An 11,726-nucleotide genomic window follows, 5' to 3' on the forward strand; every position below is an offset into this window, starting at 1 on the left:
GTTATTCCCCATTGGTGAAGCTAAAATTGGTGAGATACGATTCATAAAGGCGGACTGCCTCGACGCTATCTGGCAAACGTTTAGCAATCGCCTGAAAGCGACGGTCATCGTTAGTAACGATATAGGCAATGATTAATTCGGTTCTCCCACACAAAGCCCTGATAAACGGCGTAGCAGCGTCAATATTACTTAGCAATCCATAAGTATCAGCTATAGCCCAACCATCATCCGGCAGTTTGTCTATAAGAATTCCCTTAGCACCAGCACGAAGCCATAGCAGCGGCGCGATCCGATTAAATGCTAGGTTATAACTTATAGATACCGGGGTTTCGTAGGTAAGGGTGAAAAACTCAGCATTTTCCTCAAAGCCTTCAGACATCGGGAATTCATCAGTAAATTTATAGTCCCCTTTTATCAGTTCACCATCTGGAGTTTTACCCGTAATAGCAGCAGCAACACGAGGCTTGGTAATGTGATCACAGATGCCCCATTTTTCCCACTCTTGGTCACCCGGCCTTAAACCTAACTCTCTAAGCTTTTTTTGTTCATCCGCGCTAACTTCATTGTTGGTAATACTTATACACTGGCGACGACCTCCGTCCTGCCGGTTCAAACGCATAACGGCGTGTACTGTAGTTCCAGAGCCAGAGAAAAAGTCCACAACTACAGCTTCAGGCTTGTCGGCAACAAAGAATCTGAGAGCATCTTCAACTGCATACAGAGATTTTGGGAAAGGAAAACGGCGTTCAGGAATTAATTTGGATAAAATCAACGATCCGCCATTCTCTGCATTGTGGGAGGCCATGTTCCACACTCGCTTAGGAATTACTCCCTTACGCTCTCGATGGACCGCCCTTACAGCGCCATCTGGATCATGCCCAATGATATCAATTCGTCCATCCCGAATAGCATCGACAGTACCACTTGGTAAATAATGAATTGCAACTTGTCCGCTTTCCGGCTTGTAGTTTCGTGCACGTATAAAGCCATTCCGAAGATATTTTTTGGCTGTTTCAGGAGTAATGCCCCAAAGTCCTTCGCCGCCTTTCGGTCTTAAAGGCCAGATGGGAATTGTTCCTTTTGGAGGCTGTACCGTCATGCGATCCACATCATCAGTGAGTGGCTCGCCAATGGAATCAATAAAGCCTGATACTTCGTCAATAAATATAGGGTAAAACTGATTTGGACGAGCACCTCGCTTAGCAGTCGGTTCGCGGCGGCGAAGCCCAAGCCAATCAATATCACGCCCGATTTGTGCAGCGGCTGAGCGAGAATCATCTAGCATATTTTGTTCGCCAAGCTGGACGCTGGAGCCCCCCAACCTTACGAAATAAATGAATTCCTCGACCCGAGAGAACTGACCAACCCGCGCTACACCCTTTGCACTGATAATGCTTGTAACCATTTCTATTTGTGCTTCAGGAAACACCTGTTCCAAAAGCAACCCGAGCCTCAAGTACTCTTTTTCGTCAATGGTAGCAATCAGCACTGAATCCGCAGGATTCAATAGCTCTTTAGCTAATAAAAGGCGACGCTCCATCATCGCGAGCCATTTACTATGCCGATACAGATCATCACCAGCAACATAATCGTTGTTGTACTTCCAGTCCTTTGCCCCTGTGTTGTATGGTGGGTCAATGTAGATCGCATTTACCTTGCCGCGATGAGTGTAGGTTAATGCTTTGAGAACGTGATAGTTCTCACCATTGATGATTGTATGGCATGGCTTATGGCCACCTCGGAGCACTTTGCCGGTACTAATTAGTCCCGGATAGATAGTATCGCGAAACTCAGCTACCACGACCAGAAAACCCAGCCCTACAGCCTTAGTTTCGGCTTCGGCAGTATCCAAAAGTTCTAATAATGCAGTCTTGTTGGCCCTGTTAACAGTCTTTACCTGCCAAAGCCGCTGATCACCTTTCTTGATCGATCCACGCTCCGGCAGAATACGCACCTTGTCACCTTTTCGGACAGGTCGTAATGGTAACTCAACAGCTTCAGGGCTATGTCGCTCGAAGTTCAGCCCGAAGGGGAGGCGCGCCGACAAAATTTTGAACTCTCGATCTAGTTCAGCCCCTAATGCCGGATCTTTAGCTTTTGCTTTGGCAAGCAAATCAGTCAGTCTGGACACTGAAATTTTTCTCTCTATTGTGTATCTAGCTATTGACGATGCGGCTAAACCGTACCACATGAGCTATGTCGTCACGCCGATTGAAGTGCAGGTCATCAGTTGGGAAAGGCGTAGCCTTAACATTTAATAACCGATACAAACAATGCACTGAAAATTTAGAGTAATATTAACATTCATCAGCAACACCGACGACCTAAAAACTGAATGACATTGTGAATGTGATTAAGCGATGCTATGGGATGATTTGTACCTCGTCTTCTGCAAACCACTGACTTTCCTCGATTCGAGCCATTGCTGCAGCTGGATCGGACGACCAAAGCACTAAGGCGAGCGATTCTTGCGCACGGCTGCAAGTTACGTACAGTAATCGTAAAGTCCGGTCGATGGTTGTCTCTTTGCCAGCTTCAGCATTATCTTTGTCCCGTTTACTTAGCTCCATACCGCCAAAAACCTTGTCGTATTTAATGAGGAACCCTCCGGCAAGCTCATCATCCATTACAACCATGACGTGCTTGAACTCAGAGCCTTTAACTACCTGATGTGTTGCAAGCTCTGAAATCCCAGCAAGGTAATTCCGATAGCACTTAAGTTGTTTCCATGGAGCAGCAAACAGTGCACACCATCCACGGCGCCTTCTTGTTTGTTTTGACTCATCCTCACCTCGTCCAGGAGCTGGGGGGGTTGGTGACTTATCGGCATAAGCCTCCTGAAGGCGATGATCTATCTCGAACAAGCTTGCACACAAGACTGGCGCTAACACATCAGCAACCGTTGACTCTGGTTGAGCGCAAGCCGCCGCAAATATATTTACCGCCTTGAGTATTTCGTCAGTACGTGCGGCTCTTGCTTCATAGTCTTGAGGAATATTATCTAACCTGCCATATCGTCTAAAAACCTCAGTTGCCATGAACTCATTTAGAATCCCGTCATTGCTTATACAGGCTTCCAAGTGTGCCAGTTCATTAAGCAATGTTTGTACAGATGAAGGCCCCTTATTATCACCACTGCCAGATGGCGCTGCTGCATGAGGATCTAACAGAACCATTGCCTCATAAACATCAAGAAACGAGCCACGAGTGGCAACAAGCTTATGCTCAAGCGCAAGCAACTGATATTGCCCTTGATTCCAATCTGCTAAGCCACTAATTTCAAACATTCGCTCAGCGCACCAGCGTTCACTAAGCACTTTATCTTCTGGACTTCGTGATGTATCCCCCAAGAAGAGCCGAACCGTTCCACCAGCTTTTTCCGTTCGGGGATGTTGTGCTGAACCCTTTGTTGGTTGCGTCCTGCCTTCCAGTTCAGTTTCCCAGATTTTATTAATCAGTGTGACTATCCGTCGCTGACTACGATGATTCATTTGTAACTCAGGCGTTGCCCAGTTTTCCGGAACAATGCTTGGAAGATCCGCATGACCATCTGTATAAATTCGTTGTCGATGATCTCCCAGCAAACCAAGAGTCAAATCTCGCTCCCGCTTTTCGGCAAGTAACATCAATGAGTCCAGTACACCTTTCATCGTGTCCTGCGACTCATCAATAAGTATGATTGGATGTCGATCTTTGAGAATACTTTGAAGTGTCGGTTTATTCCGAAGCAACCATGCAGTCGCGTCCAGTACGTAATTGTGTGGTAAAGCACCCGGACCATACGTATTACGGTCGGGATGGTATATGAATACTTCTGTCGCTCGCAGAATTTCGATTTCATCTATAATTTCGTCGAGAGCGCGTTGTTTAGCTGGAGTTATACCTCTCGGTTTTGCTTCCGCCTCTGCAGTGTCTCTAGCAAGTTGCGCTTCTTTTAATGCAATAAGAGCCTCACGAATGTCATCGTTAAACCCGTTAATCAATTCCCAGCAAAACGAATGGATGGTAGACACACTGACTAAATTATTGTCCCCAAGACGTCCGTTGATTACAGAGACAGCATTCTTGGTGTAGGTCACAACTCTAATCGAACGCCCATACATCTTCAGGGACCGTGCTAATTGCCCCCCTTTCTCATGCTTGGACACACCAGTAAGGCGACGTAAAACTTCCACCAATGTTCGTGTTTTACCAGAACCAGCCCCTGCAAAAAGGAAGTAGTTACGAGGTGGAATATCTGTAAGATAGCCACAAATTTCTTCTACTACCCCTGCATCGCGATCATTGCTGTCAAGGATTGGTGAGTTAGTCATGGTATCACCTCCTTGCTTGGCTCAAGCTGTGTCTGGAGCCATTCCAATGCATCCACGATATATTTAGGACAGACAATCGGCTCTTCCGCAGCGACCTTTTCAAAGATGCTTGCGGCAAAGTCTCCTTTATTAAAAGACCCATGCATTAATTTATGCAGGGCCGCGAGCAGTTCTGGAATATTATCATTTTCAGCAACCTGTCTTGCTACTGAGCCCAGCGCGCCTTTCGGCGGCGTTATTTGCTTGCCTTCGTCATCGACCTTTTCATTCATCAACTCCTTAAACCAAGGAATATTTCTTAGGATAAGCGAATCCTCAAAAGTACTCGGCCACTGACTATCGGCTTCGGCTACAGGCAATTGCCATGCGAATCGGACAGAACATTCGGCAATTTCGTTCCAGACAAGATGCTCATCTTTCGGATTCTTGAAATCTTCAAGCTGTTGCAGCTTAGGATGCCATCCACGAAGAGTCGGGTTTCCGCATTGCAGCCCGGGCTGTCCTGTATTAGCCACAGCAACCAAGGTTCTAGCTGGTTCACCATTTTTTTTAGGTTTACCAAGTTTTTCTTCAACAGGATCGATATCTGTAATAATTACAGTAGGAATACGGAGTCTTTCAACGAGAGACCTTAGCCGATGAGCATGGCTACCACCAATATCAAGGAAGGACAGATAGCGACTGTTGAGTATTGCAAAATCTCTTTCAATGAAAAGAGGCAACAGCATACGCTCAGCAACCCCCTCGACAAAGATTGCAGCATTGGCGAATAAAAGATCTGTGTGCTGAACGCGAAAATAACGCTCAGCGAATTGACGGGTCGTTTTATCATCACCAAAAACTTGCCCAAGATTGACCACCTCAGTGGTAGGCATGGTTTGTTCATCACTCTTAGCAATGCGGCGAACATATCGTAGCCGGTCAAAATTCTCAGCATGTGCTAGATGGCTAGAATGAGTACTGATAATCAATTGGCTTTTAAGTCCTAACTCATCGCTACCGTTAGGGCTTATTAACTTATGTGCCTTGCCAGGAAATATACGTTGTACCTGGACGTGCAAATGAGCCTCGGGCTCCTCAATCATAACCAGGTGAACAGGTACTGGAGCGCCCTTTTCAGGATTTAGGCGAGCAGCTTTGAAAGAAACAAGTTGGTAACTAAGCGATTGTAAATTCTGATAACCGAGACCAATGGAATATTCCGGGAGAAGCTCTTCTAACGAATCCTTCTGCATGCTGTATTGAACAGCGGTTCCATGGTCGAGTAAATCAGCTGTCTGTATGCGCGTTCGGAAACGAATCTCTTGGGGATCATGCAAGCCTGGATACCCAAGCTCTTTAACCTCTTCTACCGAAGGTCCTATAGCCTCATGGATCTTTTTATCTAGTTCCTGCTGCGCCTCAGCAACAGCTTTTATGAGGTCAGCTCGGTGCCCATGACCTGTTGCAGCCACATTTAGGTGCTGTCGAGCAAATTTGAGAAGCTGGTTGGAGAATAAACCTATGCGATGGGGGCCAGAAGCAGATCGGGAATCAGCTTCCTCACTACCAAGGCCACGCTGTGCAGCCACAAAGTCTACTTTTATAAGTTTCTGCAGGTGCTTACGATCAATTGGGCTAGAGTCAGCATCCAGTACCTGGCTAACGTAGGTCTTTATTCCGTCCAAAGGGTTGTTATCGGCATCTAACTTATAGGCCCGAACCTGGCCGAGTTGAGAAGGTTCTCGCAGCCAAAAATCAAGAAGATCAATCGGCCACGCAAGCGAATCCTTTCCCATATCCTTCACAGGTATTCTCGTCAGGTGATACTTCCAAGCCAACTGCTTCAGCTCCTCAATGTTCGTAGCAGGTTCCAGACGCAATCGGACACCTACCCCACCCCCCTTCCAACTGAATTTTGACAAGAACGGGGAGACATAGTGGAACATACCGGCCTTAGCATCGAACCATAGATCTAGCGTTGGCATCGCCGAAAGTAAGGTTCCGAGTTGCTCTTCCCATTCACCTTCGGATGCGCCAGACGTAGATGGGTCTTCTTCTAATGCGTCCCAAGCTCTTCCAAGTTCCCGCAATTTTGGCCATTGAGAAACACTGATGTCGAAAGCACCAAATGACGAGCCATCTGCGAGGAAGTGGCGCAGCGCTGCCAGAATTGATGTTTTGCCGCTATTATTAGCACCGACGAGAATAGTAGTCTTAGGATCAATCTCAAGCTGGACCTTACCAAGTCGGCGGAACTGGCAAAGCTCAACAAACCGAAGGGATATCTGCCCAGATAATGATGTAGTGGCGTCTGCTGCTGACATTGTGGCTCCTCTCAATCCGTATAGGGATGCGCCAACCTGTAGCAGCTTAGCGCCACGCCGCAAGCCCGAGTCCTTCAACCTTGATGCTCTTGAGGCACAATTAGAAAGAATTGACACGGCAAGTCATATTACCGCTTCGCTAAAAAATGCCAATCCTTAAATATACTCTAACTGATTCATGTCACAGTGTTTTTGGGCATAGGGTTAGCAATCGGCATGGCCTATAGATTTGCGTAATGACGTAAACCCACTTGTTCAAGAACTATGTTCAAATATAAATCCTTCCTGAGAGTGATCCTATCCCAGCGCCAGAAGGCGCTGATAAAGTACCAGCAGACACATAAAACAGTTGTTCGGCGGAACACTGACGTTGCGTGACTACGACGGTCAGGTTGCAGAGGTTTTTGGGTATGGAGTGTGCGCTGAACGAAATGACTAAGGCGGAGATGCCAGAAAGCGTGCGTATTGCAAGAACGATGATCTGTTACAGGGAACTCGCCTTAAATTTTATTTATTCAACAAAGTCTTCAGAACCATCAAACCCCAGAGCCATGTCGTAACAACTATTGTCATTAAGATACCAAGGGAAGATGCATGGCTGATTCAATAAGAGGGCATAATAATATCGGATTTTAGAGTAACTATTTTTTCTTACCGCTTTATGCCGCAAATACAAATTTCTAGCTGATACACTAAAACCAAACTCCATAAACTTAGATCTAATTTCTTCTGAAATTGTAAGACTATTATTACCCTCGTAATAAATCGCAAGCTCTGGTTCTACCCAACGGCTAACCTCAATATCAAATGCTCCCAGTGTTCCCAGCCAGCTTCCCTGCGTACCATCAAACATTCGTTTATGAAAATAAAATCTGCTCATATTTTTAAGAAGTATTTTAACATCTAAATCCGAAACATCACTTTTACACTGAAAAAAAACAAATGAACCAGGCTTATCTTCCAGCAACCAAACATCAACAAGTCTTTTATAGTAATCAGCAATATTCTTTCGCTCTGTAAAGGACATTCGGAGATCTGCAGCGGGTAAAACAAGAGTACCATTTTTATTGAGGGAGGTTATCACCTGCACTGCTCTTTGCAGCATCTTAAACTCAAAAAGTAAGCCTGCACGAATGAACAAATGTGATAATTCTGAATCAGACTTCTTCACAAACCGGTCACGATGATGTGAGTATTTTCCACATAAAACAATACCCAGAGTCACCAACTCCCGATAAAAAAAGAGAGGAGCATCAGGATATTCCAGCGCATAGCAACATTCGGTAAGACGATATCTGATAAAACGCGGCATGGTAGATAATATCTTATCATTAAATAACTCCTCCGTTGCCTGAAAAAAGAACTCTCTGTCGACACCATTAAAATCAGCAATATTGCAAAGTATAGCGATACTATAATTTCGGTTGTGTTCAACAAATTTCTCGTGAAGTTCTCTGTTATAAGGTGCACCACCATCAACACCTTTATTATTGTGCTCAACTTTATCCGAAAAATAGTTGCTATCAATAGACAAGTGGATTTCAAGAGCACCCAGCAAATAATGCCTGGCTATCTGGGCCTGTTTTCCAGTGATCCCTGCCTTCTGAAGGATACTGTTGATTCTGCGAAAAATACGGCGATACCACTCTTCTGCAACGGGGTCTGCGCATATGAGACTCATCACCACCTGACTAAAGTGAAGACTGTCGATAGCATCAAACGCTGCTTTCTGTACAGATGTTGTGGCTGGCATAAGTTAGTGTCAAAAAAAGTAAGTGGTAATTGCCAATTTTAGACACCATTCGACTTCATTACAATCCATCGTATACCAGCCAGTCGGCTCAGGTATTGAATAACGGAGAGCCGTTATTAAACAAATAACTTACATCCTTACAGTTCAATGAGGTAGAAAGATGACCACCTACACCCGGACGGTAAAAATCCTGCGCATGCGAGCAGTTGCGGCCAAACTCGGCATCGCTCGTTCCACCATCTATGACTGGCTCAATGCCAAATCCCCACGTCATGACCCAGCATTCCCGAAACCCTACCCTCTAGGTAAACAATCAGTTGGCTGGCTCGAATCCGAACTTGACGATTGGGTTTTGCAGCGCAAACACGCACTGCTCTGATCTTCTCTCTCCTCTGCAGGCGACTGTCGAAGGAGCATCCTGAAATACCACATAAAAAAACATTCACCGCATGCCCTTACCCGGCAGGGTTAGTCGCATCGGTGATGTCATCCCTGCGTTATTTGGATTGAAAAAAAGGAAATTGAAATGTCATATTTACCCCCTGCACTTCCACTGGTTAATTCTGCCAGTCCCTTCCCCGTTGATGCATTGCCATTGATAATGCAAAACGCCATCAACTATCTTCAGGATGGTGGAAAAGTACCGACTGTACTGGCCGTGAACGCTGTTTTAGCGGCAGTATCGCTGGCCTGCCATTCGCATATCAATGTACTCAATCCCTACACGGGCACGGAGGAGCATTGTTCACTCAACATCCTGACGCTCGCTGATTCAGGAACGGGCAAATCGTCCGTCAGCAAACAGGTAATGAAACCCTTTGATGCTTTCAGGGCTGAGTTGGCCGAATCGCATCGGGTAAACATGGTTGTCTGGCGCGAAGATTATGTCGTCTGGAAAACCAGTTTGAAGGCGCTGGAAAGTAAGCTGCGCGATGCAGTTAAAAAAGACCAGTGTACAGACGAGGCCCAGGCAGCCCTGAAATCTCACGCATCGGTTGAACCCGTCAAGCCTCTACTTTCGACGCTGGTCTACAATGACACCTCGCTTGCCGCGCTCATCGCTGGCCTGAATGCCTATCCCTGCGCAGGTCTGATTTCTGATGAAGCAAGCAACTTCTTTGACGCACGTCTTAAAGATAATCTGGCGTTCTTCAATAAAGCCTGGGATGGCGATGTGTATGAGCATAATCGTCATCAGCGTGCCACCCAGTGCTTTAAACCCACGCTGACGGTGTCATTGATGTTACAGCCTTCGCTTTTTTTCGATTACATGAAAAAGGATGGTGATAAAGCATTAGAGAGCGGTTTTTTATCCCGCTTTCTCTTTTCAAATATCACCCCAAACAACACACTGAGTTCCTGTGTGTTGAGCCACCATTATCGTCCGGCTACCGCTTACCGTGATGAAAGTGCTTTAACCTGCTTTCACGACCTGATTGGTAAATTACTCGGGCAACAGCTTAAACAAATTAATTCAGGTGAAGGTAAGAAAAAGGTTCTCAAGCTTTCACCTGAAGCTGAAGTCCACTGGGAGACGATGCGTGAAAACTGGCTGAGATACATACTCCCGGGTGGTGCCTGGTCATATATCAAACCCATGGTACTTAAAGCCAGTACGAATGCGTTGCGTATCGCTGCGTTGCTGAATTACTTCGCCAACCAAGACGACGACATTATTACTCTTGATGTTATTTCGCGGGCATCAGCGATGATGAACTGGTATCTCAATCATACCGCGGCCTGGTTTTATCAGTTCACGGATGAGTATAAATTCCAGCAGGACGTGCAAATACTGACTCAGTGGATCTATCATAAATTCAGGTCCACTAATGGCTTACCGTTCAAAAAGAACGATGTCATTAAATATGGTCCGAACAAATTTCGCCGCAGCGAAAGACTGGAACCATTGCTGAATGCCATCATGAACACAGGTGTTTTCGCTTATATTGTTAAATCCCCTGAAAACCCGGCGATTTATATTACCTGGCGCATGAACGATGGTCGCTATATGCCATTTTATGATGATAAACAGCCACCTTCGCCTCAGAACCCTACTTAGCCAGAATAGCTACCTCATACCTGAGCACTATTTTTTTGGATAACGCAACAATACACAGGCTCGTGGTCCGGAGGAGATCGCGAGCCTTATCCATCTGAAAAATACACAGTGATACATTGCTCCTCTGCTACAACCGCTACTGTAGCGAACTGTAGCGGCATTCTGGAAAGTACCCGCAAATGAAACCTGCTCTTTTGCTCACAAATCACCCAGCACGGGACAGACGGAATCACTTCAACACAGTTTAGCGAGGAAGCATTACAGCTCAGACAAGTTGCTCTATTGTTATAGCCTGTGTCGCTACAGCGCTGCTACAGCCGTGTCAGATTGTGGTTTTGATTGGACCTCTCAATGATTCAGGACTGGCTGCAACCAAAATTCCTGTGTTTGTCAGAATTATCTTTGCTAAATCGCTTAGCCAGATAAGACAGTCTTCTCATGATAGTATCGTAATGCCAGGCAAAATGTTCCCCATTTGCATTCAAATTAAAATCACCTTCATGTACAAACTCTATCAGGGGATAATATTTTTTTTGATACTCCTGATATGCGTGAAGGTTCAACGTTCTGATCCATGCCTCCATAATCATCAATCCCAGACAGTGAACGTAATGTCCCTGTATCGGATAATAGGTACCGGCACTGTAATAGGCATCGTTATTCAGCATCAATGCCACATGATAATGCTTCTTTCCTTTTTCTTCACCGAACTCTCTCGCCCATACATAACGAACGTTACGGGGATGAACTCGTTTACCCTGTTTTACCTTTCTCTTCTGCGTTTGTTTAATCTGTGATTTTAACGACTCCATAAAGCGGGTTATCAATTGATGATCTGTCTTATAACTTTCGTAATTAGCATCAGGAAACCTCAGAATAATATTCAGGATAAACGTCCTTGGGTACTCACGTAAGGAATTCTGCAGTGTTTCATGAATACGGTTGATGTGATGCTGATTGTAACCCATATCGTTGCTCATACTTCAATCCTTGTGTTATTCATCTCAATACAATCTGCAAGAAGAGTTAATTAATACATTCAAATTTACATTTTAGGAAATAGTCAATGTTATTGACTTAACTGTATTAAGTCATCTTTATTATTATAATACCAATCAGACATGTAATATTAACCGACAGGCATTTTTGCTATAGAAGAAAGAAACACTTAATAACATCAATTAACTTACATAATATAGTCAATAATCACTCTGAAGTTAGATACTTTAAAATGAGTAATCAGCATTATGATGATTTGTGATTTATTCGACGGATAAAATTGTATTACAGATCAT

7 protein-coding genes and 1 pseudogene are annotated in these 11,726 nt (G+C 45.0%); 3 read left to right on the plus strand and 5 right to left on the minus strand.

All coding sequences use genetic code 11. From position 1 onward, the window contains the following. Position 1: 1 nt before the first annotated feature. The 3 genes from DX162_RS01075 to DX162_RS01085 form a co-directional block, all read right to left on the minus strand. Complete coding sequence (locus DX162_RS01075; protein WP_032819837.1) at positions 2-2,131, minus strand: site-specific DNA-methyltransferase; 2,130 nt, start codon at positions 2,129-2,131, stop codon at positions 2-4. A 232-nt stretch (positions 2,132-2,363) separates the two neighbouring features. Further along, the gene (locus DX162_RS01080) at positions 2,364-4,313 is read right to left on the minus strand and encodes a UvrD-helicase domain-containing protein (RefSeq protein ID WP_032819790.1); all 1,950 of its coding nucleotides are present in this window, start codon (positions 4,311-4,313) and stop codon (positions 2,364-2,366) included. Then, complete coding sequence (locus tag DX162_RS01085) at positions 4,310-6,619, minus strand: AAA family ATPase (protein ID WP_032819789.1); 2,310 nt, start codon at positions 6,617-6,619, stop codon at positions 4,310-4,312. The genes DX162_RS01080 and DX162_RS01085 overlap by 4 nt, the downstream gene beginning before the upstream one ends. A 340-nt stretch (positions 6,620-6,959) precedes the next feature. On the opposite strand from DX162_RS01085, the pseudogene DX162_RS22500 reads away from it, so the two are divergent. After that, positions 6,960-7,089: pseudogene (locus DX162_RS22500) on the plus strand (IS5/IS1182 family transposase); the annotation flags it as partial. 41 nt (positions 7,090-7,130) lie between these two features. Here the strand turns inward: DX162_RS22500 and DX162_RS01095 are convergent. Further along, a complete protein-coding gene (locus DX162_RS01095; RefSeq protein ID WP_004390426.1) occupies positions 7,131-8,372 on the minus strand; it encodes a hypothetical protein in 1,242 nt (413 codons plus the stop codon). A gap of 160 nt (positions 8,373-8,532) precedes the next feature. Between DX162_RS01095 and DX162_RS01100 the strand changes: the two genes are divergently transcribed. Both DX162_RS01100 and DX162_RS01105 read left to right on the plus strand, forming a co-directional pair. Beyond that, entirely contained in the window at positions 8,533-8,751 is a 219-nt protein-coding gene (locus DX162_RS01100; protein WP_004390425.1) for a helix-turn-helix transcriptional regulator, read from the plus strand. A gap of 147 nt (positions 8,752-8,898) precedes the next feature. After that, on the plus strand, positions 8,899-10,431 hold the full coding sequence (locus DX162_RS01105) for a YfjI family protein (RefSeq protein ID WP_004390424.1): 1,533 nt from the start codon (positions 8,899-8,901) through the stop codon (positions 10,429-10,431). Between the two features lie 356 nt (positions 10,432-10,787). Here the strand turns inward: DX162_RS01105 and DX162_RS01110 are convergent, their stop codons facing one another. Beyond that, complete coding sequence (locus DX162_RS01110; protein ID WP_032819788.1) at positions 10,788-11,411, minus strand: inovirus Gp2 family protein; 624 nt, start codon at positions 11,409-11,411, stop codon at positions 10,788-10,790. Positions 11,412-11,726 lie beyond the last annotated feature (315 nt).

The organism is Yersinia kristensenii, assembly GCF_900460525.1.
Lineage (GTDB): Bacteria > Pseudomonadota > Gammaproteobacteria > Enterobacterales > Enterobacteriaceae > Yersinia > Yersinia kristensenii.

Excerpts from the sequence above, each read along its gene's own strand:
- DX162_RS01080 (WP_032819790.1), bottom strand. The coding sequence starts at position 4,313 with ATGACTAACTCACCAATCCTTGACAGCAATGATCGCGATGCAGGGGTA.
- DX162_RS01085 (WP_032819789.1), bottom strand. The coding sequence starts at position 6,619 with ATGTCAGCAGCAGACGCCACTACATCATTATCTGGGCAGATATCCCTT.
- DX162_RS01095 (WP_004390426.1), bottom strand. The coding sequence starts at position 8,372 with ATGCCAGCCACAACATCTGTACAGAAAGCAGCGTTTGATGCTATCGAC.
- DX162_RS01100 (WP_004390425.1), top strand. The coding sequence starts at position 8,533 with ATGACCACCTACACCCGGACGGTAAAAATCCTGCGCATGCGAGCAGTT.
- DX162_RS01105 (WP_004390424.1), top strand. The coding sequence starts at position 8,899 with ATGTCATATTTACCCCCTGCACTTCCACTGGTTAATTCTGCCAGTCCC.
- DX162_RS01110 (WP_032819788.1), bottom strand. The coding sequence starts at position 11,411 with ATGAGCAACGATATGGGTTACAATCAGCATCACATCAACCGTATTCAT.